Raw genomic sequence first — 24,001 nt, 5'->3', positions numbered from 1 at the left:
AAAATAAAAACTCCCCCCTTGGCATGCCGTGTGCAAACTGCATAGTCATGACCATTTCCGACAAACGACTGCGACGCCATCTGCTCTCAGCAGTAGTGATCAAGCTACTGGTGCTGACAGTGCTGTGGTGGCTGTTCATCCGGGATTCGCACGTCAGCGTCGACCCGAACACCATCGGCGCCAGGTTCGGTGTACCCACCTCGACTCAAGGGGCAAGCAAGTGATTTCAGAACAACTGGTGGATTTGTCTCGGCTGCAGTTTGCAGCCACTGCGCTTTACCACTTTCTTTTTGGGGACGATAGAGAATTCGGAAAAAATCGTACGCTAAGCTTCGCGAGTTCTTGTAACCAATTCATTGTTTTTTCAATGGATGAAAGAAAATGGCGAAAGCTATTTGACAAACAAATCGGGATCTTATAACTTACCTACCAAGTAGTCGGTAGATGAAATAAAGCCATGAAACTCAATTCAGATCTTTCGCAGCGTGTTGTCGTCGAGCCTTCAAGCTTACAGTGGGTCGATTCGCCAGCGACCGGGATTCAACGCCAGTTACTGGAGCGTGATGGCGACGAAGTGGCGCGTGCCACCTCGATCGTGCGATACGCGCCGGGCTCCGCTTTTGAAAATCATAAGCACGACTTGGGCGAGGAGATTCTGGTCCTGGACGGCGAATTCAGCGACGAATCCGGGACCTTCGGGCCTGGGACTTACATCAAGAATCCACCAGGTTCTTCGCATGCACCGAGCTCCGCGACGGGTTGCACGTTGTTCGTCAAGCTGCGCCATCTTGATCTAGCCGACAGCCAACGCACCGTGGTCGACACCCGTAACGGCCCCTGGTTTCCAGGCCTCGTGCCGGGTCTGTCGGTGATGCCACTTTCTGAGTTCGACACACAACATACGGCTTTGGTGCGCTGGGCCCCGGGGACACGATTCAATTCGCATCGTCACTACGGCGGTGAAGAAATCTATGTGTTGGAAGGCGTCTTTGAGGATGAGTTCGGAAGCTACCCTACCGGCACATGGATGCGCAGTCCGCATTTGAGTGCTCACCGTCCCTTCAGCAATACAGGCTGCACCATCCTGGTCAAGACAGGCCACCTGCCAGTCGCCGAATCAAATGAGGCGCTTGCATGAAGCATTTCTCCGAAATCTCGCCGACCGCCGAGCGGGTGGTCGATGCCGCTGAAGGGTTGGTACAGCAGCACGGCTACAACGGCTTCTCATACGACGACGTGGCCCAGTTGGTAGGCATCAAAAAACCAAGTATCCACCACCACTTTCCCAAGAAGGGTGAACTCGTGGCCGTGGTCGCACAGCGCTACACGCACCGGTTTCGTGAGGAGTTGCTGAGCATCGAAGGGCAGCATGCGAAAGCGCCTGACAGGCTAACTGCGTATGCGGCACTTTTCGAACGCACCTTCGCCAAGGACCGGCGCCTTTGTGTCTGCGGCATGTTGGGTGCCGAGTCGGACTCGCTGCCGGACGCCGTTGTGAGCGAGGTCGAGCGATTCTTTAAAGTCAATCTCGACTGGTTGACTCTTGTCGTTGCCGATGGTCAGCGTGCCGCGCTGATCACCTCGAATTCCACCCCAGAGGCTCTCGCAGAGGCATTCTTGTGCGCGTTGGAAGGCTCGATGATGGTGGGCCGTGGCATGCGGTCGTCACGCGGACCGGCCGAAGTTGGAAACACTTTTCTTTCCACCGTGTTGACCTGAGGTCGGCACTTTTTTTGCAACACAACCCTACCATTTAGTTGGTAGTTAAGGAGATTATTATGAGTACTGAATTTAATGGCAAGAAGTTGTTGGTCATCGGCGGCACTAGCGGGATGGGACTGCAAACTGCCCGCATGGTTCTTGAGCAAGGCGGAAGCGTCGTCATCGTCGGTCACCGTGAAGACAAGGCCGAAGAGGCCCGCAAGGCGCTGTCGTCGTTGGGCACCGTGACCGCCCTGACTGCCGATCTCTCGCGAGCCGAAGATGTGAAGCGACTCCTGCATACCATCGATGAACACCACAAGGACATCAATCTTCTGGTCAACGCGGCTGGGGTGTTCTTCCCGAAGGCGTTTCTTGAGCACACGGAAAGTGATTACGAACAATATTTGACGTTGAATAAAGCGTTCTTCTTCATCACACAAAAAGTCGTGGCCAATCTCGTGGCCAGCGAGCGTCCCGGCGCCATTGTGAACATCGGCTCGATGTGGGGCAAGCAGGCGATTGCGGCTACGCCGTCGTCCGCGTATTCGATGGCAAAAGCAGGTTTGCATTCGCTGACCCAGCACCTTGCGATGGAGCTGGCATCCAAACAAATCAGGGTCAATGCCGTTTCTCCGGCGGTTGTCGAAACGCCGATTTACGAGGGATTCATACCCAAGGCCGAGGTTCATGGCGCCTTACAGGGATTCAACAGCTTCCACCCAATCGGCAGGGTTGGGACGCCACAAGACGTCGCCGAGGTCATCCTCTTCCTGTTGTCGGACAAGGCAGCATGGGTGACGGGCGCAATCTGGGACGTTGACGGCGGCGTGATGGCCGGGCGTAACACATAATGGGGGAACGAGAAATGAACACAAACATTAAAGGAACTCCCGGCAACGGGATCAACGTCGGCGCATTGCGTGAGTTTGCAGATCAGGTCGCAGCAAAGCCCGCCGCAGGCATCGCGACGTTCGGCGTCGTGACAACCTGGGAGGGTGGCACCCGGACGCGTGCGCGAACCATGCCGCTCGTACTAGGTGACACGGCCTTGGCGCGCGGCTTTGTCATCGACGCGGACGAACCGGCAGAATTGCTCGGTACCGACACGGCCGCTAATCCACAAGAATTGATCCTGGCTGCGTTGAACGCATGCATGACTGCAACCTACGCGGCAAATGCGGCGGCAATGAACATCGAGTTGCAATCGCTGACTATCCGCACGAAGGGAAGCCTCGATCTGAGAGGTTTTCTTGGAATCGATCCTGGGATCAATCCAGGGTACGACCAGGTCGAGTATGAGGTCGAAATGGAGTCGTCGGCGGATTCGGCGGCGCTGAAAGCATTGCACGCGCAGGTGCAGCGAACATCGCCGAATTACCACAACTTCGCGAGAGCCATTGATCTCAAGGCCAAGCTGACCATTCTCCAATGATCGAGTCAGTGTTTCCCGTGGTTGGCTGACGGGAGGCCAAACCAGATGCGCTATGACGGAAGGTTCAACCTTCCGTCATCACGTTCTCTGGAATACGCAGTGTCAATTTGAGGTACACCCTAACCGGATGTCAGGCAGGGTCGCGCCGCTTAGTTAGAATAGAGTCCGTTTCCGCATTTTGTGACACATGCCCGCGAAGGTTATAGATTTCAGCCTGACAGAAACTGGCTTTGAGGCGCAACGGAACAGAAAGTGCACTTAAGCCGCCTTCAACCAAGGAGACATCGTGCAGGGGCACCGCATCGGCTACGTTCGGGTCAGCAGCTTCGAGCAGAACCCTGAACGCCAACTGGAACAGACCGAGGTGAGCAAGGTGTTCACCGACAAGGCCTCCGGCAAGGACACTCAGCGCCCCCAGCTCGAAGCGCTGCTGAGCTTCGTCCGTGAGGGTGACACCGTGGTGGTGCACAGCATGGATCGCCTGGCCCGAAACCTCGATGACCTGCGCCGGCTGGTGCAAAACCTGACCCAACGCGGCGTGCGCATCGAGTTCCTGAAGGAGGGGCTGGTCTTCACGGGCGAGGATTCGCCCATGGCCAACCTGATGCTGTCGGTGATGGGGGCCTTCGCCGAGTTCGAGCGCGCCCTGATCCGTGAGCGGCAGCGCGAGGGTATCGCCCTGGCCAAACAGCGCGGTGCGTACCGGGGCCGCAAGAAGGCCCTGTCCGACGAGCAGGCTGCTACCCTGCGGCAGCGAGCGGCTACGGGGGAACCAAAGGCGCAGCTCGCCCGCGAGTTCAACATCAGCCGGGAAACCCTCTACCAGTACCTCCGCACGGACGACTGATACATGCCGCGTCGCTTGATCCTCTCGGCCACGGAGCGGGACACCCTGCTCGCGCTGCCGGCAAGCCAGGATGACCTGATCCGCTACTACACCTTCAACGACTCCGACCTGTCGCTGATCCGCCAGCGGCGCGGCGACGCCAACCGTCTGGGCTTCGCGGTACAGCTCTGCCTGCTGCGCTACCCCGGCTACGCGCTGGGCACCGACAGCGCGCCGCCCGAGCCGGTCATCCTATGGGTGGCCAAGCAAGTCCAGGCCGACCCGGCAAGCTGGGCGAAATATGGCGAGCGCGACGTGACCCGCCGCGAGCACGCCCAGGAACTGCGCACTTACCTGCAACTGGCCCCGTTCGGCCTGTCCGACTTCCGCGCCCTGGTGCGCGAGCTGACCGAGTTGGCCCAGCAGACCGACAAGGGCTTGCTGCTGGCCGGTCAGGCGCTGGAGAGCCTGCGGCAGAAGCGGCGTATCCTGCCGGCGCTGAGTGTGATCGACCGGGCCTGCTCGGAAGCCATGGCGCGGGCCAATCGGCGGGTCTACCGCGCTCTGGTCGATCCACTCACGGACTCGCATCGGGCCAAGCTGGACGAGCTGTTGAAGCTGAAGGCCGGGAGCAACATCACCTGGTTGACCTGGCTGAGGCAGGCACCGCTGAAACCCAACTCCCGGCACATGCTCGAACACATCGAGCGGCTGAAGACATTTCAGCTGGTGGACTTGCCCGAAGGCCTGGGCCGGCACATCCACCAGAACCGCCTGCTCAAGCTGGCCCGCGAGGGTGGGCAGATGACGCCCAAAGACCTCGGCAAGTTCGAGCCGCAGCGGCGCTACGCGACCCTGGCCGCCGTGGTACTGGAGAGCACTGCAACCGTGATTGATGAGCTGGTGGATCTGCACGACCGCATCCTGGTCAAGCTGTTCAGCAGCGCGAAGCACAAGCATCAGCAGCAGTTCCAGAAGCAGGGAAAGGCGATCAACGACAAGGTGCGCCTGTACTCCAAGATCGGCCAGGCTCTGCTGGAGGCCAAGGAAAGCGGCAGCGATCCCTATGCTGCCATCGAGGAGGTGATTCCCTGGGACGAGTTCACCGAGAGCGTCAGCGAGGCCGAGCTGCTGGCCCGGCCCGAGGGTTTCGACCACCTGCACCTGGTCGGCGAGAACTTCGCCACCCTGCGCCGCTACACACCGGCCCTGCTGGAGGTACTGGAGCTGCGCGCCGCCCCGGCCGCGCAGGGCGTGCTAGCAGCCGTGCAGACGCTGCGCGAGATGAACGCCGACAACCTGCGCAAGGTCCCGGCCGATGCCCCCACCGCCTTCATCAAGCCGCGCTGGAAGCCACTGGTGATCACCCCGGAAGGCCTCGACCGGCGCTTCTACGAAATCTGCGCCCTGTCCGAGCTGAAGAACGCCCTGCGTTCTGGCGACATCTGGGTCAAAGGTTCTCGGCAGTTCCGCGACTTCGACGACTACCTGCTGCCAGCAGATAAGTTCGCCGCGCTCAAGCGTGCGCAGGCCCTGCCCCTGGCGATCAACCCGAACAGCGACCAGTACCTGGAAGAGCGCTTGCAGCTGCTGGACGAACAGTTGGCCACCGTCACCCAGCTGGCCAAGGACAACGAGCTGCCCGACGCCATCCTCACCGAGTCCGGGCTCAAGATCACCCCACTGGATGCGGCGGTGCCGGATCGGGCGCAGGCGCTGATCGACCAGACCAGCCAGCTGCTGCCGCGCATCAAGATCACCGAACTGCTGATGGACGTGGACGACTGGACGGGATTCAGCCGCCACTTCACCCACCTGAAGGACGGTGCCGAGGCCAAAGACCGGACGTTGCTGCTGTCCGCGATCCTCGGCGATGCGATCAACCTCGGGCTGACCAAGATGGCCGAGTCGAGCCCCGGCCTGACCTACGCCAAGCTGTCCTGGCTACAAGCCTGGCATATCCGCGACGAAACCTATTCGGCAGCCCTGGCCGAGTTGGTCAACCACCAGTACCGCCATGCCTTCGCCGCCCACTGGGGCGACGGCACCACCTCATCCTCCGATGGCCAGCGCTTCCGCGCTGGCGGCCGTGGCGAGAGCTCCGGGCACGTCAACCCGAAGTACGGCAGCGAGCCGGGACGGCTGTTCTACACTCATATCTCCGACCAGTACGCGCCGTTCAGCACCCGCGTGGTGAATGTCGGCGTGCGAGATTCCACCTATGTGCTCGACGGTCTGCTGTACCACGAGTCCGACCTGCGGATCGAGGAGCACTACACTGACACGGCCGGCTTCACCGATCACGTCTTCGCGCTGATGCACCTGCTGGGCTTCCGCTTCGCGCCGCGCATCCGCGACCTCGGCGAAACCAAGCTGTATGTGCCGCAGGGCGCGCAGACCTACCCGACGCTGCGCCCGCTGATCGGCGGCAGCCTGAACATCAAGCACGTCCGCGCCCATTGGGACGACATCCTTCGCCTGGCCAGCTCGATCAAGCAGGGCACGGTCACCGCCTCGTTGATGCTGCGCAAGCTCGGCAGCTACCCGCGCCAGAACGGCCTGGCCGTGGCCCTGCGCGAGCTGGGCCGGATCGAACGCACGCTGTTCATTCTGGACTGGCTGCAAAGTGTTGAGCTGCGCCGCCGGGTGCATGCCGGGCTGAACAAGGGCGAGGCGCGCAACTCGCTGGCCAGGGCGGTGTTCTTCAACCGCCTTGGGGAAATCAGGGATCGCAGCTTCGAGCAGCAGCGCTACCGGGCCAGCGGCCTCAACCTGGTGACGGCGGCCATCGTGCTGTGGAACACGGTGTACCTAGAGCGCGCCACCCATGCGATGTGCGACACGGGCAAGCCGGTGGACGGCGAACTGCTGCAATACCTGTCGCCGCTGGGCTGGGAGCACATTAACCTGACCGGCGATTACGTCTGGCGGCAGAGCCGCAGGCTGGAGGACGGGAAGTTCCGACCGTTGCGAATGCCCGGAAAACCTTAGCGTACGATTTTTTCCGAATTCTGCGGGCTCCCCAATAAGCAGGAAGGCAAAAAATGGTAAAGCGAATCCAAGTGAAGAAAGCCAAGCCGGTCCTTGTAATTGAGGAGATTCGCAAAAATGCTGTCAGCTCAATTCAGCTTGGTGTTGAAGACTTCATCATGAGCCGTGATGTGCCGGGCAAGGAGGCCCGAGCTATTTCAGCGGTTCGGAACCTATATTCCGGAGTGCTGCTGCTTTTTAAGTACAAAATCGCTTCGCTTGCGACCACTCCGGAGCAAGCAAGAGAATTGATCTACGTCCCAGGGCCTATTCTTCCAGAAATTACAGACAGCGGCTCAATAGCTTGGGTGCCTTCACCACCGAGCACCAACAACACGATTAATACTGCTCAAATTGAGGCGCGCCTAAAAAGTCTCAATATCTACCATGACTGGACTGTCATTCAGGCGCTAAGCAATTGCCGTAATGCACTTGAGCATTTGCACCCGACTGACTCCACGAGCGCTATCCAATCCTCAATAGCCGCACTTTTTCCGATGCTGAGCAGGTTCATACCTCAGGAGCTGGGTGAGCATCCAGCGGCCCTTCTAGGCGACACCTGGACAACAATGCTCGACACCCATGAGCTTTTTCGCGACGCTGAAAATGCGATCAAAGCCGAATGGGAACGGATTGGGTATCCGGTCCAAGCATTGGAATTTCTTCATACCTGCAAGTGCCCGGCCTGCGCATCACCTCTCTTACAGCCCGCACGTGACGACGTAGAAAACGGCGTTCCGATTGATTCGAGTGACTTTCAGTACGAGTGTTTTGCCTGCTATCAGCGGGGTTCCCTGTTGGACCTGTTGGAATACGATTTCTCGTTAATCCACGAAGACCCCTTTGATGAGCATGGAGAGCCGGTTTGCGAATGCCAGATATGTAACGTGAGGATGTACTTGATGGCCGATGGCTTGTGCTACTGGTGCGGTCGTCAAACAGTTTGGCCAAAATGTGCCAGGTGCAAAAATCCCTTGCCTGATATTGCTGTACTCGAAGGGGGTGCGCTTTGTGATCGATGTTCGGAGGATGATTGGCACTACCAGAGGGGATCTTAGGTGCACGGTTTTGACATAAACGCTCGAACACAAGATGTAGTGCGGAACTCAGCTGCCGGCGCACTCTTTCAACACAAGATGTAGTGTTCTGGCTGGCCAATGACCGGGCGTGCTCGGCTACGCCTCAGCGGCTGTCGTGAACCAAGCCCCGGCCAAGAGCGCGACGGGTCTTGGCCCTTCGGGCTTCCATCCTCACGCCTTCGCCCGTAAACGGGCTGCGCGCTCCGCTTGCCTCCGGTCGCGAGCGACCTGCGCACCGTCCTGCAGGACGGTTTGCCCGCCCATCCGCGAGTTACCAGGTGGCCCGCCGTCATCGTTTGGTAGCGCACGCCCCGATGTTCTATCCGCCGCCCTGCCTTGCCTGCAAGGTGCTTTCGCGGCATATCCTCGGGCGGTGAAACTGCCCTGCGGTATTCCACGACACCATGCACGCGGCCCGTCTCTGGATAGAACGGGCTTACCGCGACCAACCGAAGCCGACGAGCAGATCCACCACCGGCAGCGCGCTCCAGGGCGAAGGGTTTTGAGGCTCGCTGCGCGAGCGCTGTCAAAGGCGTTTATTTCCCGCTCTAACGCTCAGCACTCGGAGCAGATCAGCACGGACTCGGTGTCAAGGAAAAAGCGGAATTCTCGCGTGCGAGAAAGCATTATTAATTAGCCATTTAGACAAATTAGATTTTACAAAAGATTGACGACTTGGGCGGGATTTGAGATACTAACCACGTCGAAGCAATACCGCTAAGACACCCCGAAACAGGCGGCGGCAACCGCCTCGGGGAAATCTGCGAAGGAGTTTCAAAATGCGTCTATCCAGCAATTTCCGTAACCCGCAAATGATCCGCAGCGACGTACCTCTGACTAACGACGAAATCGCCCGCGTTGCGCCGTCGATCTTCGCTAACGAAGCCCACCAAAGCCGCTCCGATCGTTATCTGTACATCCCTACCGTTGACGTGCTGGAAAGCCTGCGCCGCGAAGGTTTCCTGCCTTTCATGGCTTGCCAAACCCGCGTACGCAATGAAGAAAAGCGCGACCACACAAAGCACATGATTCGCCTGCGCCATGCTGACCAGATCATGAGCAAAGAGGCTAACGAAATCATTCTGCTGAACAGCCATGATGGCACTAGCAGTTATCAAATGATGGCCGGTTGCTTTCGCTTTGTGTGCGCCAATGGTCTTGTCCTGGGCGATGCGACCATGGATCAGAAAGTGCGCCACATGGGCAGCGCTGACATCGTAGGCGAAGTCATCGAAGGCGCTTATGAAGTGCTGAACCAGTTTGACGCCATCGAAGAACAGCGCGACATCATGAAGCAAACGAAGCTGCGCGAGTTCGAGCAACTGGCCTTAGCTCAAGGCGCGCTTGCCTATCGCTACGATGTACGCGAAGGCCCCGCCCCGGTCACAGCCAGCCAACTGCTTTCAGCTCGCCGTTCCGAGGATCGTTCCGACGACCTCTGGACGACCTTCAACCGCATTCAGGAAAACACCATACGAGGCGGATTGCGTGGCCGTAACAAACAAGGCCGCCGCACCACTACCCGTCAAGTGAACGGCATTGATCAGGACGTGAAACTCAATCGCGCCCTGTGGGCCATGGCCGAGGCGCTGCGCGCTGGCCAGCAAGCAGCGTAACCACCAACACCGGGCGCTTATAGCGCCCGGAACCTGTTGCGGTAGGAGATTCAGCCATGTCTAAAGTTTTCTATGTACCCGGCCAAACCTCGATCATTGACTACGCCCGGGAAATTGCCCCCGGCAAATGGGCCACCCGCTGCCGGTTGCTGATGCTGCCTGAACTACAGATCAGCCACCCCGGCGCGGTACTTGGCAACGAGGAAGCATTTTTGCTCGATCAAGAGGCCACCCACGGAACCCGGCCAACTGAAACAACCGCTACCCGATACGATTACGCATTCAGTCACCTTGCGGTGTCCGACTTCGCAGCCGACGAGCAGTGTGATTCATTCAAACTTGAGTGCTGCGAAGTCGGGAACGTGACCCGTATTTTTGCGCACTGGGATGGTCGGTATTGGACGTTCCTTGGTTTGGCCAACCTTCCGCACCAGGTCATCGTAGAAAGGCTCTCACAGAGCCGCACAGGCGCTACTACGATTTGATCATGCCGGGAGTGGGGCAATGCCCAATAATCAAGTGAATAACCCCCGTTCTGAAACGTACGAGTGGGACGACATCAAGAAAGGAAAGCGACTACAAGACGCGCACCCACCCCCATCTAGGAGAGCTTGAATGCAGCAACCAAAATACACCGCCGAACAGTGGGACGAGTTCAAGGACGCCTTTCGCGGCTTGAACATCGGAACCGTCGAGCTGGCCCGTGCGGTTTTGGTCGACGGGGTTCGCCCCTCGGACTTGGCCAAGAAGACTGGCGATTCACGACAGCTCGTTTATGCAGCAGTGAAGCGCGTCCGCGGAATCTTGCAACAACACGACGCGGAGGAACTTGTACCGGTTATGGTCTGGCTCCCGCCCGAGCTGGCAGAGAAGGTGCGCCAGATGGCTGCACCTTATGACCAGCCAAAATCGAAGTAAGATTACTTCCGACTAACTACACATGGGCAGGGCTCGCAATGGAACCGCTGATCAATACCCCGGATCCGGAAATAAACGCCGAGGAAATCTTAGAAGATCTACTTGACGATCTTGAGCGACCACCGGTTGGCATCTGGATGAATCTCAGTTACATCAGCACGCCTGAGCTAAAGCGCCTTAAAGAGTTTTCAAAAAACCTGAGTGCCGCTGTCGATGAAGAGTTGCGCCTACAAGCTGGGATCTTCCCCCAGTCGGGCACAGCCATTTGCCCGGTTTGCTTTGCTGCGTCGAATGAGGCTGATTTAAATCTACTGGAAACACCGGATGATGATGAGTCGATCACCTACATATGGAAATGCCCGGCCTGCCAAGAAACTGCGGATTATAGGAAATGGGGCTTAAGCCAAAACCGTTTGGCCCAACGGGAAATCAGGCTTTGGAACGGTCACGTCAAACCAGGTGATCTGGTCATTTACGTTCCCTTTCCTGATGCAGATCCGGAACGCCATAGCGTCAGCGGTCCTGCCTACATTCTTGAAGGTCATACGGCGGTTGTTGCTTTGGAAGGGAAATCAGGCTGTGTTGCAGTGCGGTCTTGCAGCCCGTTGAATCACGCATGGCTCACTAAATGGCTGCCCCTTTAATGATCCCTTGGCGTGCTCGGCTGCGCCTCAGCGGCTGTCGTGAACCAAGCCCCGGCCAAGAGCGCGCCGGGGCTTGGCCCTTCGGGCTTCCATCCTCACGCCTTCGCCCGTAAACGGGCTGCGCGCTCCGCTTGCCTCCGGTCGCAAGCGACCTGCGCACCGTCCTGCAGGACGGTTTGCCCCCACCCATCCGCGAGTTACCAGGTGGCCCGCCGTCATCGTTTGGTCGCGCACGCCCCGATGTTCTATCCGCCGCCGTGCCTTGCGTGCAAGGTGCTTTCGCGGCATATCCTCGGGCGGTGAAACTGCCCTGCGGTATTCCACGTCACCTTGCACGCGGCCCGTCTCTGGATAGAACGGGCTTACCGCGACCAACCGAAGCCGACGAGCAGATCCACCACCGGCAGCGCGCTCCAGGGCGAAGGGTTTTGAGGCTCGCTGCGCGAGCGCTGTCAGGGGCGTTTATTTCCCGCTCTAACGCTCAGCACTCGGAGCAGATCAGAAAGCCAGCGGCGTCAAGCACACCGGCTCAAAACCTGATCAGGAAGGGGCGTGCTGACGGGCTGTCATATCCACACCAACGGCGCGCATCACGGCCAACATGGTTTTCAGCGTGGGGTTCCCTTTCTCGCTGAATGACCGATAAAGCATCTCGCGGGACAGGCCGGATTCCTTGGCAATTTCGGTCATGCCCTTGGCTCTGGCAACTATGCCGAGCGCTTTAGCGATGTGGCCCGCGTCACCAGTTTCAAAGGCGTCAGCCATGAACACGGCAATGGTTTCAGGATCAACCAGCGCCGCCGCTGGGTCGTAGTCATAAAGTGGCTCTTTCATTCATTGTCGCTCCAATCTTTTGCAAGGATTTTAGCCGTCTCAATATCGCGGGATTGCGTGGCCTTATCGCCTCCGCACAGCAAAATTACCAGCTCATCGCCGCGCTGCTGAAAATACACCCGATACCCCGGCCCATAGTGAATACGCAACTCGCTAACGCCTTGACCAACTGGGGAAACATCCCCCATCAGTCCGTTTGCTACCCGGATGATCCGAGCGGCAATCGCGGCCTTTGCGGTCCGGTCTTTGAGCTTGCTTTCCCAAGTGCGAAACGTCGCGGTTTGTTTGATCGTTTTCATAGGTGCATTGTAGCGTATAAATCACACCTTGGCAAAAACTATTTGTATAATTGGATTTTACAAATAGTTGATACGCGGCTAGGCAAATGAGACACTAACCCCGTCGAAGCAGTCAGCCTCGACACTGGGCAAAGCGGCGGCAACCGCTCCAGTAAATCTGCGAAGGAGATACACCATGTCTAATGCAGCTCAGATCACCAGCGTTGAAAACTTCCTTTCCCATCATGACCTTTTCGCCTTTTGGAACGGTCGCCCTAACGGTGATGCTCCAGCATCCGACTACGATCCCGCAGCAGTCATCGACGCTCACCAGAAGCAGGCTAGCCGTTGCTGTGGCTGTTACTTTGAGTTGTACGAGGCCATCTTGCTTCGCGGCCTTCGCAATGAACTGGATAAGCTCGAAGGCGCTGACAAATTCGCGTTTCAGCAAGCGCTGTGGGTTCGCCGGATCAAGATCGATGATGAGACAATCGCAGAGGCTGAGCAGGCTGAAAGTGAATGCATGGACGAAGTAAGAAGGGATCAGGAGTAAACGGTAAGGCCCCGCTAAAGCGGGGCTTTACGCTAAGGGATGTTCTAAATTTGGTTTCTCGCATGCGAGAAAGTAGGGGAATGGAGTAGGCATTATGTCGTTGAAGATCATCTGGTTTGCTATCCCAATTATCACAGTGCTAATAGGGCTGCTTGTAAGTCTGGACGGCAAACGCCTCACCAGGCACATACAGGTTGCCCAGGACTTAATCGCTAAAGGGGTAGCAGAACCCGAAGCCATGCAGCATTCAGGATGCAATCACTGGGATCGTCCCTTCATGGTCAGGATATGGAAAGCCTACCCAAAGTTGCCTAATGGATATTAGTATATTGTAAAATTAGATTTTACAAACAGTTGACGGTAAAGACGTGGTTTGAGATAATAACCATGTCGAAGCAATACTGCCTCGACACCCCGGAATACGCGGCGGCAACCGCTCCGGGGCCATCTGCGAAAGAGGCAACATCATGACTACTACCACCGAGCACGTTTTCTACCAACCGGGCCAACACTGGGTCTGGGCCTACGCCGAAAAATCCGCCTCGGGCGAATGGGTTGACCAATGCGGGGCCAACCTTGAAAAGCTCGCCGGCCGTTATCCGGGCATGGAAATCATCACCAGTGATGAAGCTGTCGCCAAGATCGAAGCGCTCAGCAAAGAGGCACCCATCCTGATTGATGCAGAAGCCTACGACGACGCGCTCAACATGCTCCCTCCCATGGGCTGGGTTCATGACTGCGACGCCTCATCATTCAAAATGAGCGAGCGCACTAACGGGCGAGTCACCCGGATCTATGTTCGCCTCGGTCGCCACTATTTCCGTTTCTCGGCTGAATACACCATGTCTCACGCCGATGCTGTTGCCATCGTTCGCGCAGCTGCGCCGAATCTCCTCGCGGCGCAAGTAGCGACCGCCTAACCAGACCGGGAGCGGTTCGCCGCTCCCACCTGCAAAGGCCATGAACATGACCCGCAAAGATGCAATTGCACTAATCAAGCTCGCCGGATACCACGGCGACACAAAGACCGCCTTGCGGATCTATACCGAAAATCGCGTCAGTTACACGGCCTACTCCGAGGCATATGCCCGGGGTGCCCAGCTCAAGCAAGAAGGCATGGCCTGCACTTGTTTCGAATGTAACCCGCGATAAACCCAATAACCCCGGCATCAGCGGCGGCAACCGCGCCGGGGTTCTGCGAAGGAAATACATCATGAGCGTAACCATCGTCAGCGACACGCACATCACCGCCCTAGTCGCATTCGCATTAGGCGAGAACTGGCACGCGCCCGAACAGCGGGTAGAGGCACAGCGCATCGCGGATTGCCTCAAATCCATGAATGTGGACGCGTACAACGAGGTAAACATGGACGAACCCGGCATCGATGAGCCGCCTTGCATTTTGGTGGCTGGCCAAGTTCTTCCGACACCCTTGCAGGCACTCAAGCTGATCGAGTTTTACGAGTCCCACACAAGCGAATTTGGCGGTTACTACTACAACACCGCCGCATATGAAATTCGCGCAATGCGCGCACAAGCAATCGCCCAGCTCGACGGCTACGCCGCCGCACCGTTCACCCTGTGACCTGATCAAGCGGCGGGGCCATATCCCGCCGCTTTTGCTGGAGGTGGTATGAAAGAGTTGACGTTCAAACACGCGGGCCAGGTCATTCGCAATCCGTTTTTCTCGGCTTGCGGCCAGCACCAGGTTAACCCGGTCGAAGCCTACGTGTAACGGCTTGCATTTGAAAACGGCCGGACTCGCAATCATCTCCATTTCCAGCTCAGATTAACTGCGACTGACGATGCGCTCGGGCTCACATTCGCTGCGAGTGAACTTGCATTCACCCGCGCCGGCTTGCATTCCATCGCGATGGGCTCACGCTTTCTGCAACTGAACATCACCACCACAATCCGTCCAACAAACCAGGGTTTGGTGGACGCCAGCCTCTCGGCAGGCAACTGTCGTTTTCAGAAGACGACCGCACCATCTGACTGGATGTAACGCCTGGTGTGCATACGGCTCCTGACAGCCCAATATCAGGAGTCGTCTGCACCAATCTCGACTATGCTCAATACTCGTGTGCACCAAAGCGAGGTTTGGGCATGACATCAGACACTCCACCGATTGCCGCGCAAGGCGTGGCCACCCTGCCCGACGAGGCATGGGCGCAAGCCCGGCACCGGACGGAAATCATCGGGCCACTGGCAGCGCTTGAGGTGGTCGGGCATGAAGCCGCCGATGAGGCAGCCCAAGCGCTGGGCCTGTCCCGGCGACAGGTATATGTCCTGATCCGTCGCGCCCGGCAGGGTACTGGCCTGGTAACAGACCTGACGCCCGGCCGATCCGGCGGCGGCAAAGGCAAGGGGCGCTTGCCGGAACCGGTCGAGCGCATCATCCGCGAGCTGCTGCAAAAGCGCTTCCTGACCAAGCAGAAACGCAGCCTGGCGGCGTTCCACCGCGAAGTCGCGCAGGCGTGCAAAACCCAGAAGCTGCCGGTGCCGGCGCGCAACACCGTGGCCCAGCGGATTGCCGGACTACACCCGGCGAAAATAGCCCGCAGCCGGGGCGGGCAGGACGCTGCCCGTCCCTTGCAAGGCGCGGGTGGCATTCCGCCCGAAGTCACCATGCCGCTGGAACAGGTGCAGATCGACCACACCGTCATCGACCTGATCGTGGTCGACGAGCGCGACCGGCAACCGATTGGCCGCCCATATTTGACCCTCGCCATCGACGTGTTCACGCGCTGCGTACTCGGCATGGTGGTCACGCTGGAAGCGCCGTCCGCCGTCTCGGTCGGCCTATGCCTCGCGCATGCCGCCTGCGACAAGCGGCCCTGGCTGGAAGGGCTGAATGTGGAAATGGACTGGCCGATGAGCGGCAAGCCCAGGCTGCTCTATCTGGACAACGCGGCCGAGTTCAAAAGCGAAGCGCTGCGCCGTGGCTGCGAACAGCATGGCATCCGGCTGGACTATCGCCCACCAGGCCAGCCGCACTACGGCGGCATCGTGGAACGGATCATCGGCACGGCGATGCAGATGATCCACGACGAATTACCGGGGACGACCTTCTCCAATCCCGGCCAGCGCGGCGAGTACGATTCCGAGAAGATGGCCACCCTGACGCTGCGCGAGCTGGAGCGCTGGCTCGCGTTGGCGGTAGGCACCTATCACGGCTCCGTGCACAACGGCCTGCTCCAGCCGCCGGCCGCGCGCTGGGCCGAGGCCGTGGAGCGCGTTGGCGTCCCGGCCGTCGTTACCCGCCCCACCGCGTTTTTGGTCGATTTCCTGCCGGTGATCCGCCGCACCCTGACCCGCACCGGCTTTGTCATCGACCACATCCACTACTACGCCGACGCCCTCAAGCCGTGGATTGCCCGGCGCGAGCGCTTGCCCGCCTTCCTGATCCGGCGCGATCCGCGCGACATCAGCCGCATCTGGGTACTGGAACCGGAAGGTCAGCACTATCTGGAGATCCACTACCGCACCTTGTCCCATCCGGCCGTCACCCTCTGGGAACAACGCCAGGCGCTGGCCAAATTGCGTCAGCTCGGGCGCGAGCAGGTGGACGAGTCGGCGCTGTTCCGCATGATCGGGCAGATGCGCGAGATCGTGACCACCGCCCAGAAGGCCACGCGCAAGGCGCGGCGCGACGCTGATCGCCGCCAGCACCTCAAGACGTCGGAGCCACCGGCCAAGCCCATACCGCCGGATGTGGACATGGCTGACCCGCAGGCAGACAACCTGCCGCCGGCCAAACCGTTCGATCAGATCGAGGAGTGGTAGCCGTGGACGAATATCCCGTCATTGACCTGTCCCACCTGCTGCCAGCGGCACAGGGTTTGGCCAGGCTGCCGGCAGACGAGCGCATCCAGCGCATTCGCGCCGACCGCTGGATCGGCTACCCGCGCGCGGTCGAGGCGCTGAACCGGCTGGAAACTCTGTATGCGTGGCCGAACAAGCAACGCATGCCAAACCTGCTGCTGGTCGGCCCCACCAACAACGGCAAGTCGATGATCGTCGAGAAATTCCGGCGGGCGCACCCGGTCGGCACCGACGCTGACCAAGAACATATCCCGGTGCTGGTCGTGCAGATGCCGTCAGAGCCATCGGTGATCCGCTTCTATGTCGCGCTGCTGGCTGCGATGGGCGCGCCGCTGCGCCCGCGCCCACGGCTGCCGGAAATGGAGCAACTGGCGCTGGCCCTGCTGCGCAAGGTCGGCGTGCGCATGCTGGTGATCGACGAACTGCACAATGTACTGGCTGGCAACAGCGTTAACCGGCGCGAGTTCCTCAACCTGCTGCGCTTCCTCGGCAACGAGCTGCGTATCCCCCTGGTCGGGGTCGGCACGCGCGAGGCGTACCTGGCCATCCGTTCGGACGATCAGTTGGAAAACCGCTTCGAGCCGATGCTGCTGCCGCCGTGGGAGGCCAATGAGGACTGCTGCTCGCTGCTGGCCAGCTTCGCGGCGTCACTCCCGCTACGGCGGCCATCCCCGATTGCCACGCTGGACATGGCCCGCTACCTGCTCACCCGGAGCGAAGGCACCATCGGCGAGCTTGCACATCTGCTGGTGGCGGCGGCCGTCGCCGCCGTGGAGAGTGGCGAGGAAGCGATCAACCACCGCACGCTCAGCATGGCCGACTACATCGGCCCCAGTGAGCGGCGGCGACAGTTCGAGCGGGAACTGATGTGAAGTCCGCGCCGCGCTGGCCGCTGCATCCGGCACCCAAGGAAGGCGAAGCCCTGTCCTCATGGCTCAACCGGGTCGCCGCCTGCTACCAGATGGACGTGCACGAGCTGCTGGCCCACGATCTTGGTCACAGCCAACTTGATGACCTGGATACCGCACCATCCTTGTCGTTGCTGACGGCGCTCTGCCAGCGCAGTGGCGTCGAGCTGGAGCGGTTGCGCAGCATGAGTCTTGCAGGCTGGGTGCCGTGGCTGCTCGACAGTCTCGACGATTCGGTACCAGCAGCCTTGGAAACCTATACATTCCAATGCGCGGTGCTCCTGCCCAAGCGCACCCGCAAGGTGCGGTCCATCACTCGCTGGCGTGCCTGGCTACCGAGCCAGACGATTCGCCGGGCGTGTCCGCAGTGTCTGAACGATCCAACGAATCAAGCTGTGCTACTCGTCTGGCAGCTCCCCTTGATGCTGAGCTGCCCGCAGCATGGCTGCTGGCTGGAGTCCTACTGGGGCATGCCCGGCCGGTATCTTCAGTGGGAAATCGCCGATGCTGCGCCGCGCCCTGCCGATGACGCAATCGCCTGCATGGACCGGCGCACCTGGCAGGCGCTGACGACGGGTTTTGTGGAGCTGCCGCGTCGGCGTGTCCACGCCGGCTTGTGGTTCCGGCTGCTGCGCACCCTGCTTGATGAGCTGAACACGCTGCTCTCGCACTGCGGCAGTTGCTCGGCGAGCATCCGCCATGTCTGGGAGCGCTGCGGCCATCCGCTGCGCGCCGGGCAGAGTCTGTGGCGTCCCTACGAGATTCTGGCCCCGGCGGTGCAGTGGCAGATGCTGGAGGCGGCGGCCACCGCCATCACGCTGATCGAGTCAAAGGCGCTGATCCCGCGCGGGGAACAGGCCGCGCTGTTTCAGACGGAGCCGCACACTGGTTTCACCAACGGCCTGCCGGCGAAGGTGCCGAAGCCGGAACCCATCAACCACTGGCAACGAGCAGCCCAGGCCATCGATGAGGCCATCATTGAAGCGCGACACAACCCGGAGACGGCCCGCTTGCTGTTCACACTGGCGTCCTACGGGCGACGCGACCCCGAATCCCTGGAACGTTTGCGCGCCACGTTCACCAAGGAGGGCATCCCGCCGGAGTTTTTGTCACATTACGAGCCTGAATGGCCGTTTGCAGGTCTTAGACTAAATGACGGGTTAAGTGACAGTTTTTGACGGCGAGAACTTTCTGGCTCACACTGTCACATAATCGAACGTATATGTGACAGGTACGACATGCTGATAGGCTACATGCGGGTATCGAAGGCGGACGGCTCCCAGGCTACCGATTTGCAGCGCGACGCGCTGATTGCCGCCGGGGTCGATCCAGTACATCTTTACGAGGACCAGGCATCCGGCATGCGCGAGGATCGGCCCGGCTTGACGAGCTGCCTGAAGGCGTTGCGAACTGGCGACACACTGGTCGTGTGGAAACTGGATCGGCTCGGACGCGACCTGCGACATCTCATCAACACCGTGCACGACCTGACTGGGCGCGGCATCGGCTTGAAGGTATTAACCGGGCACGGCGCGGCCATCGACACCACGACCGCCGCCGGCAAGCTGGTCTTTGGCATCTTCGCCGCCCTGGCCGAGTTCGAGCGCGAGTTGATCGCGGAGCGCACGATTGCCGGCCTAGCCTCGGCCCGCGCGCGCGGGCGGAAAGGCGGCCGGCCGTTCAAGATGACCGCCGCCAAGCTGCGGCTGGCGATGGCGGCAATGGGTCAGCCAGAGACCAAGGTCGGCGACCTGTGCCAGGAACTTGGCGTCACGCGGCAGACCCTGTATCGGCATGTTTCACCCAAGGGTGAGCTACGTCCAGATGGCGAGAAGCTACTCAGCCGAATTTGATGCCGGCATGAGGCAACGTAGCGACAGCGTGGTTTGTCTCAATGGGAAGCGCTCATGATCGATCTTTGAAGGCCCGCAGCAGTCGTGTCACAGACAGGACGAACAAACCGGTCAGCGTGAGGGCTGCGATACCCCAGTACTCTCCGATGAACGCGCCGGCCGTCGTGCCGGCCAGCACAATGGCGAGAATCGGCAAATGGCAGGGACAGGTGAGCACGGCCAGCGCGCCCCACAGGTAGCCGGTGATCGGTTTGTGCGTCTCGGACGGCAAGCGCTCGGGGCTGTTCATGGCAGACTCTCCGCGTGCTGTGCCGGCTCGGTCGGCATGGTGGCCAACTGCACCTCCAGATCGGCCAACGCTTCGCGCCGACGCTCGACGAACTGGCGCAGAACGGCAAGCTGCGCGGCCGCTTCATCGCCGTCCGCAGCATCCAGCGCCCGGCACAGCCGCGCCAGCGCGTCCAGGCCGATGCCCGCCTCGAAGGCCGCCCGCACGAAGCACAGCCGTTGCAAGGCGGCATCATCGAACAGGCCATAGCCGCCCGGGGTGCACGCCACCGGACGCAGCAATCCGCGCAGCAGGTAGTCGCGCACGATATGCACGCTCACCCCGGCATCAAGGGCCAGCCGGGACACGGTGTAGGCGCTCATTGAAAACCTCCTTTTTTTATCCAGCGCAGCAGGAAAGCTGCTTCACGTCCTTGTTGAAGGTCTGCGCCGCAAGCTTCAACCCCTCGACCATTGTCAGGTAGGGGAACAACTGGTCGGCCAGTTCCTGCACCGTCATGCGGTTGCGGATGGCGAGCACCGCCGTCTGGATCAGTTCGCCCGCTTCCGGGGCCACCGCCTGCACGCCGATGAGCCGTCCGCTACCTTCCTCGATGACCAGCTTGATGAAGCCGCGTGTGTCGAAGTTGGCAAGCGCTCGCGGAACGTTGTCGAGTGTCAGCGTGCGACTGTCGGTCTCGATGCCATCGTGGTGCGCTTCCGCCTCGCTGTAGCCCACGGTGGCGACTTGCGGGTCGGTGAACACCACTGCCGGCATCGCGGTCAGATTGAGGGCTGCGTCGCCGCCGGTCATGTTGATCGCGGCACGGGTGCCGGCGGCCGCTGCCACGTAGACGAACTGCGGCTGGTCGGTGCAGTCGCCGGCCGCGTAGATGTTCGGGTTGCTCGTGCGCATGCCTTGGTCGATAACGATGGCCCCTTGCGCATTGACAGTGACCCCCGCCGCGTCCAGCGCGAGGCTGCGCGTATTCGGTGCCCGACCGGTGGCAACCAGCAACTTGTCAGCGCGCAATTCACCGTGTCCGGTGGTCAGCACGAATTCGCCGTTCACATGGGCGACCTGGCTGGCTTGCGTGTGCTCCAGCACCTCGATGCCCTCGGCGCGGAAAGCGGCTGTCACGGCCTCGCCGATGGCCGGGTCTTCCCGGAAGAACAAGGTGCTGCGTGCCAGGATCGTGACCTGGCTGCCGAGCCGGGCAAAGGCTTGCGCCAGTTCCAACGCCACCACCGACGAACCGATCACGGCCAGGCGTGCGGGAATGGTGTCGCTGACAAGCGCTTCGGTGGAAGTCCAGTAGGGTGACTCTTTCAGGCCCGGAATCGGCGGCACGGCCGGACTGGCACCGGTGGCGACCAGGCAGCGGTCGAACGTTACCTCGCGCTCGCCACCCTCGTTCAAACGGACGACCAGGCTCTGGTCGTCCTTGAAACGCGCTTCACCGTGCAAAACGGTGATGGCTGGATTGCCGTCCAGGATGCCTTCGTATTTGGCGTGCCGCAGTTCATCGACACGGGCCTGCTGCTGGGCCAGCAGTTTGCTGCGGTCAATCGCAGGCACAGTTGCCGCAATACCGCCGTCGAACGGACTTTCCCGGCGCAGATGGGCAATATGGGCAGCGCGGATCATGATCTTGGACGGCACACAGCCGATATTGACGCAGGTGCCGCCGATGGTGCCGCGTTCGATCAGCGTGACCGTCGCGCCTTGCTCGACGGCCTTCAGCGCCGCCGCCATCGCGGCCCCGCCGCTGCCAATGATGGCGATATGCAAACCGGCGCCCTCAAGTGCATCACGGATTTTTGGTTCATCTTTGAAATCACCAACCCGGATCGAGCCTTGATAACCCAATGCGGCGATGGCGGCCAGCAGTTGGTTGTGGCTCACGGCGGTGTCTGCCATGACTTGCGCGCGGCTTTCTGGATAGGACACCACAGCGGCATTCACGCCGGGAATCTTTTCCAAAGCATCTTTGACATGGGTGGCGCAGGATGTGCAGGTCATGCCATTCACGGTGATTTCGGTCATTTTTTTACTCCATTGAATTTCGGGGTGCAGCAGGCATCGGCTTGGCGTTTTCGTTGGATGGCGTAGATGGTCAAGCCGATGAAAATCGCCAGCGCAGGCAGCAGCACATAGTCCAGATAGCCGGTCAGCGCGGACAAGCCGACCACACCGAGCAAAATGACCAGAACAGGGGTGAAGCAACACAGCGCCACGAGGGTTGTGCCAATGATGCTGACCCGCAGCAGTGTCTTCGGGTCTTTCATGATCAGTTCTTGACTGATGATGGGTAGCCCGCATCCTCGGTAGCCTTGGTCAGTTTCTGCACGCTGGTCTTGGCATCATCGAAGGTGACCACCGCTTCGCGCGTCTCGAAGGTCACGTCAACTTTACTGACGCCATCGACCTTGGAAATCGCCTTCTTGACAGTGATCGGACAGGCCGAGCAGGTCATGCCCGGTACGGACAGCGTAACGGTCTGGGTGGCGGCCCACACGGGGGCAACAACGGCAGCGAGGGCAAGGGCGGAAAGCAGCTTTTTCATGGTGAACTCCTGTGATCAATAGAAAAATGGCACGACGTAGGGAAATCCGAGCGCGACCAAAACCAGCACGGCCACGCCCCAGAAAATGAGCTTGTAAGTAGCTCGCACTTGGGGAATCGCGCAAACCTCACCCGGTTTGCAGGCGGCTGACGGCCGGTAGATGCGCCGCCAGGCGAAGAACAACGCCACCAGCGCCACGCCGATAAAGATGGGGCGATAGGGTTCCAACACCGTCAAGTTGCCGATCCAAGCGCCGCTGAACCCCAAGGCGATCAGAACCAGCGGCCCGAGGCAGCAAGCCGAGGCGAGGATGGCGGCCAGCCCGCCAGTGAAGAGCGCGCCGCGCCCGTTTTGAGGTTCAGACATACGTTTGTCCTTTCGAATCTGAATTGGATAGCTTAAGCTTACTTCCGTAGTTATGTACGGAGTCAAGCGATATGGAAAACAATTTGGAGAACCTGACCATTGGCGTTTTCGCCAGGACGGCCGGGGTCAATGTGGAGACCATCCGGTTCTATCAGCGCAAGGGCTTGCTCCCGGAACCGGACAAGCCTTACGGCAGCATTCGCCGCTATGGCGAGACGGATGTAACGCGGGTGCGCTTCGTGAAATCAGCCCAGCGGTTGGGCTTCAGCCTGGATGAGATCGCCGAGCTGCTGCGGCTGGAGGATGGCACCCATTGTGAGGAAGCCAGCAGCCTGGCCGAGCACAAGCTCAAGGACGTGCGCGAGAGGATGGCTGACCTGGCGCGCATGGAGGCCGTGCTGTCTGATTTGGTGTGCGCCTGCCATGCGCGGAAGGGGAACGTTTCCTGCCCGCTGATTGCGTCACTGCAAGGGAAGAAAGAACCGCGCAGTGCGGACGCGGTGTAGCCCGAGGGAACTACGCCTTAGCGTGCTTTATTTTCCGTTTTCTGAGGCGACTCCAACGTCAGAAAAGACCGTGCGGTCGACTTTTGATATTTCGTGCTGTCGCCTTCTGAAAGTGACAGCAATTCCCACGCAAACCCGCATCGTTGGCATCCAACTACAGTCTCCATCTTTCAGTATCCGACTACACTGAACTATCGCTGAATAGTTGGACAACGCCATGTTGATTGGATATGCCCGCGTCTCGACCGACGACCAACTCCTCGATCTGCAACGCGATGCTCTGGCGAAGATCGGCTGCGAGCGGGTGTTCGAGGATACCGCCAGCGGTGCCAAGGCTGAGCGGGTTGGCTTGACCGCTTTGCTGGCCACGCTACGCCGTGACGACACCGTGGTGATTTGGCGCCTGGATCGCCTCGGCCGCTCGCTGAAGGATCTGATCCGGCTGGTTGAGCAATTGGACGCCGCCGGCGTCGGCTTGCGCAGCTTGCAGGAAAACATCGACACCGCCTCGATTGGTGGCCGCCTGGTGTTTCACCTGTTCGGTGCCTTGGCCGAGTTCGAACGCAACCTAATCCGCGAGCGCACCCAAGCCGGCTTATCCGCTGCACGGGCGCGAGGCCGCAAGGGCGGACGCAAGAAACGGCTCGACCCGGCCAAGCAGGAGCTTGCCCTGCGCCTCTACCATGAGCGGAAACATACCGTGGCGGAAATCTGTCGGATGATGGGCATCGGCCGCTCGACGCTCTACAACTATCTCACCGAGGCCGAGCGTGATGCCCAGCGGGCGGCGTAAAG

General features: G+C 60.0%; 30 protein-coding genes. 22 read left to right on the top strand and 8 right to left on the bottom strand.

Annotation, left to right across the window (positions count from 1 at the left end):
- Positions 1–47 precede the first annotated feature (47 nt).
- The 12 genes from cydP (at position 48) to HZ99_RS27430 (ending at position 11,249) form a co-directional block, all read left to right on the top strand.
- Positions 48–224, top strand: coding sequence for a cytochrome oxidase putative small subunit CydP (gene cydP / locus HZ99_RS29045; RefSeq protein ID WP_047229596.1), 177 nt, complete (start codon positions 48–50; stop codon positions 222–224).
- A 233-nt stretch (positions 225–457) separates the two neighbouring features.
- The gene (locus HZ99_RS21310; protein ID WP_004574802.1) at positions 458–1,138 is read left to right on the top strand and encodes a cupin domain-containing protein; all 681 of its coding nucleotides are present in this window, start codon (positions 458–460) and stop codon (positions 1,136–1,138) included.
- Positions 1,135–1,719, top strand: a complete 585-nt coding sequence (locus HZ99_RS21305; protein WP_004574803.1) for a TetR/AcrR family transcriptional regulator — start codon at positions 1,135–1,137, stop codon at positions 1,717–1,719. The genes HZ99_RS21310 and HZ99_RS21305 overlap by 4 nt, the downstream gene beginning before the upstream one ends.
- A 59-nt stretch (positions 1,720–1,778) precedes the next feature.
- Positions 1,779–2,555, top strand: a complete 777-nt coding sequence (locus tag HZ99_RS21300; RefSeq protein ID WP_004574804.1) for an SDR family NAD(P)-dependent oxidoreductase — start codon at positions 1,779–1,781, stop codon at positions 2,553–2,555.
- A gap of 14 nt (positions 2,556–2,569) precedes the next feature.
- On the top strand, positions 2,570–3,136 hold the full coding sequence (locus HZ99_RS21295) for an OsmC family protein (RefSeq protein WP_004574805.1): 567 nt from the start codon (positions 2,570–2,572) through the stop codon (positions 3,134–3,136).
- Between the two features lie 286 nt (positions 3,137–3,422).
- Entirely contained in the window at positions 3,423–3,983 is a 561-nt protein-coding gene (locus HZ99_RS21290) for a recombinase family protein (RefSeq protein WP_003282175.1), read from the top strand.
- 3 nt (positions 3,984–3,986) lie between these two features.
- The gene (locus HZ99_RS21285) at positions 3,987–6,953 is read left to right on the top strand and encodes a Tn3 family transposase (RefSeq protein WP_023103787.1); all 2,967 of its coding nucleotides are present in this window, start codon (positions 3,987–3,989) and stop codon (positions 6,951–6,953) included.
- A 53-nt stretch (positions 6,954–7,006) separates the two neighbouring features.
- Complete coding sequence (locus HZ99_RS21280; RefSeq protein ID WP_051903207.1) at positions 7,007–8,050, top strand: hypothetical protein; 1,044 nt, start codon at positions 7,007–7,009, stop codon at positions 8,048–8,050.
- Between the two features lie 800 nt (positions 8,051–8,850).
- On the top strand, positions 8,851–9,687 hold the full coding sequence (locus tag HZ99_RS21275) for a DUF932 domain-containing protein (protein ID WP_038445853.1): 837 nt from the start codon (positions 8,851–8,853) through the stop codon (positions 9,685–9,687).
- A gap of 56 nt (positions 9,688–9,743) precedes the next feature.
- Complete coding sequence (locus HZ99_RS21270) at positions 9,744–10,172, top strand: hypothetical protein (protein ID WP_038445851.1); 429 nt, start codon at positions 9,744–9,746, stop codon at positions 10,170–10,172.
- Between the two features lie 130 nt (positions 10,173–10,302).
- Entirely contained in the window at positions 10,303–10,605 is a 303-nt protein-coding gene (locus HZ99_RS21265; RefSeq protein ID WP_038445850.1) for a TrfB-related DNA-binding protein, read from the top strand.
- Between the two features lie 38 nt (positions 10,606–10,643).
- Complete coding sequence (locus HZ99_RS27430) at positions 10,644–11,249, top strand: hypothetical protein (protein ID WP_051903205.1); 606 nt, start codon at positions 10,644–10,646, stop codon at positions 11,247–11,249.
- 540 nt (positions 11,250–11,789) lie between these two features.
- Here HZ99_RS27430 and HZ99_RS21255 read toward each other — a convergent pair.
- Together HZ99_RS21255 and HZ99_RS21250 are read right to left on the bottom strand one after the other, a co-directional pair.
- The gene (locus tag HZ99_RS21255) at positions 11,790–12,083 is read right to left on the bottom strand and encodes an addiction module antidote protein (protein WP_038445848.1); all 294 of its coding nucleotides are present in this window, start codon (positions 12,081–12,083) and stop codon (positions 11,790–11,792) included.
- Positions 12,080–12,382, bottom strand: coding sequence for a type II toxin-antitoxin system RelE/ParE family toxin (locus HZ99_RS21250; RefSeq protein ID WP_038445845.1), 303 nt, complete (start codon positions 12,380–12,382; stop codon positions 12,080–12,082). The genes HZ99_RS21255 and HZ99_RS21250 overlap by 4 nt, the downstream gene beginning before the upstream one ends.
- A gap of 175 nt (positions 12,383–12,557) precedes the next feature.
- Here HZ99_RS21250 and HZ99_RS21245 point away from each other — a divergent pair, with 175 nt between their 5' ends.
- From HZ99_RS21245 to HZ99_RS21205, 8 genes are all read left to right on the top strand, one after another.
- Positions 12,558–12,914 carry a hypothetical protein gene (locus HZ99_RS21245; protein ID WP_038445844.1) on the top strand — a complete coding sequence of 119 codons (357 nt, stop codon included), beginning with the start codon at positions 12,558–12,560 and terminating at the stop codon, positions 12,912–12,914.
- Positions 12,915–13,381: 467 nt separating this feature from the next.
- On the top strand, positions 13,382–13,834 hold the full coding sequence (locus HZ99_RS21235; protein ID WP_038445839.1) for a hypothetical protein: 453 nt from the start codon (positions 13,382–13,384) through the stop codon (positions 13,832–13,834).
- A 46-nt stretch (positions 13,835–13,880) separates the two neighbouring features.
- Positions 13,881–14,066, top strand: coding sequence for a hypothetical protein (locus HZ99_RS21230; RefSeq protein ID WP_090412651.1), 186 nt, complete (start codon positions 13,881–13,883; stop codon positions 14,064–14,066).
- A 61-nt stretch (positions 14,067–14,127) separates the two neighbouring features.
- The gene (locus HZ99_RS21225) at positions 14,128–14,499 is read left to right on the top strand and encodes a hypothetical protein (RefSeq protein WP_038445836.1); all 372 of its coding nucleotides are present in this window, start codon (positions 14,128–14,130) and stop codon (positions 14,497–14,499) included.
- 521 nt (positions 14,500–15,020) lie between these two features.
- Positions 15,021–16,700 carry a Mu transposase C-terminal domain-containing protein gene (locus HZ99_RS21220; protein WP_003465068.1) on the top strand — a complete coding sequence of 560 codons (1,680 nt, stop codon included), beginning with the start codon at positions 15,021–15,023 and terminating at the stop codon, positions 16,698–16,700.
- Between the two features lie 2 nt (positions 16,701–16,702).
- The gene (locus HZ99_RS21215; protein ID WP_003465065.1) at positions 16,703–17,611 is read left to right on the top strand and encodes a TniB family NTP-binding protein; all 909 of its coding nucleotides are present in this window, start codon (positions 16,703–16,705) and stop codon (positions 17,609–17,611) included.
- Complete coding sequence (locus HZ99_RS21210) at positions 17,608–18,825, top strand: TniQ family protein (protein WP_038445834.1); 1,218 nt, start codon at positions 17,608–17,610, stop codon at positions 18,823–18,825. The genes HZ99_RS21215 and HZ99_RS21210 overlap by 4 nt, the downstream gene beginning before the upstream one ends.
- Positions 18,826–18,885: 60 nt before the next feature.
- On the top strand, positions 18,886–19,500 hold the full coding sequence (locus tag HZ99_RS21205; RefSeq protein WP_000904941.1) for a recombinase family protein: 615 nt from the start codon (positions 18,886–18,888) through the stop codon (positions 19,498–19,500).
- 52 nt (positions 19,501–19,552) lie between these two features.
- Here HZ99_RS21205 and merE read toward each other — a convergent pair whose 3' ends face one another.
- From merE to merT, 6 genes are read right to left on the bottom strand one after another with little or no spacing between them, the layout of a single operon-like run.
- Positions 19,553–19,789: a broad-spectrum mercury transporter MerE gene (gene merE, locus HZ99_RS21200; RefSeq protein ID WP_001087809.1), complete on the bottom strand. Its 237-nt coding sequence runs from the start codon at positions 19,787–19,789 to the stop codon at positions 19,553–19,555.
- On the bottom strand, positions 19,786–20,151 hold the full coding sequence (gene merD, locus HZ99_RS21195) for a mercury resistance co-regulator MerD (RefSeq protein ID WP_003465059.1): 366 nt from the start codon (positions 20,149–20,151) through the stop codon (positions 19,786–19,788). The genes merE and merD overlap by 4 nt, the downstream gene beginning before the upstream one ends.
- Positions 20,152–20,167: 16 nt before the next feature.
- A complete protein-coding gene (merA, locus tag HZ99_RS21190; protein ID WP_000136268.1) occupies positions 20,168–21,814 on the bottom strand; it encodes a mercury(II) reductase in 1,647 nt (548 codons plus the stop codon).
- Positions 21,811–22,056 (bottom strand): mercury resistance system transport protein MerF, encoded by a 246-nt coding sequence (gene merF / locus HZ99_RS21185; RefSeq protein WP_000654684.1) that lies wholly within the window; start codon positions 22,054–22,056, stop codon positions 21,811–21,813. Before merF ends, merA begins: the two co-directional genes overlap by 4 nt.
- A 2-nt stretch (positions 22,057–22,058) precedes the next feature.
- Entirely contained in the window at positions 22,059–22,334 is a 276-nt protein-coding gene (gene merP / locus HZ99_RS21180) for a mercury resistance system periplasmic binding protein MerP (RefSeq protein WP_000735441.1), read from the bottom strand.
- Positions 22,335–22,349: 15 nt separating this feature from the next.
- The gene (gene merT / locus HZ99_RS21175; RefSeq protein WP_001294667.1) at positions 22,350–22,700 is read right to left on the bottom strand and encodes a mercuric ion transporter MerT; all 351 of its coding nucleotides are present in this window, start codon (positions 22,698–22,700) and stop codon (positions 22,350–22,352) included.
- Positions 22,701–22,771: 71 nt separating this feature from the next.
- Here merT and merR point away from each other — a divergent pair, with 71 nt between their 5' ends.
- Both merR and HZ99_RS21165 read left to right on the top strand, forming a co-directional pair.
- Entirely contained in the window at positions 22,772–23,206 is a 435-nt protein-coding gene (gene merR / locus HZ99_RS21170) for an Hg(II)-responsive transcriptional regulator (protein WP_000429838.1), read from the top strand.
- A gap of 217 nt (positions 23,207–23,423) precedes the next feature.
- Complete coding sequence (locus HZ99_RS21165) at positions 23,424–23,999, top strand: recombinase family protein (protein ID WP_033902375.1); 576 nt, start codon at positions 23,424–23,426, stop codon at positions 23,997–23,999.
- Positions 24,000–24,001: the final 2 nt, after the last annotated feature.

The sequence above is a fragment of the Pseudomonas fluorescens genome, assembly GCF_000730425.1.
GTDB classification, from domain to species: domain Bacteria; phylum Pseudomonadota; class Gammaproteobacteria; order Pseudomonadales; family Pseudomonadaceae; genus Aquipseudomonas; species Aquipseudomonas fluorescens_X.
This window is presented reverse-complemented; position numbering and strand designations above follow the sequence as displayed.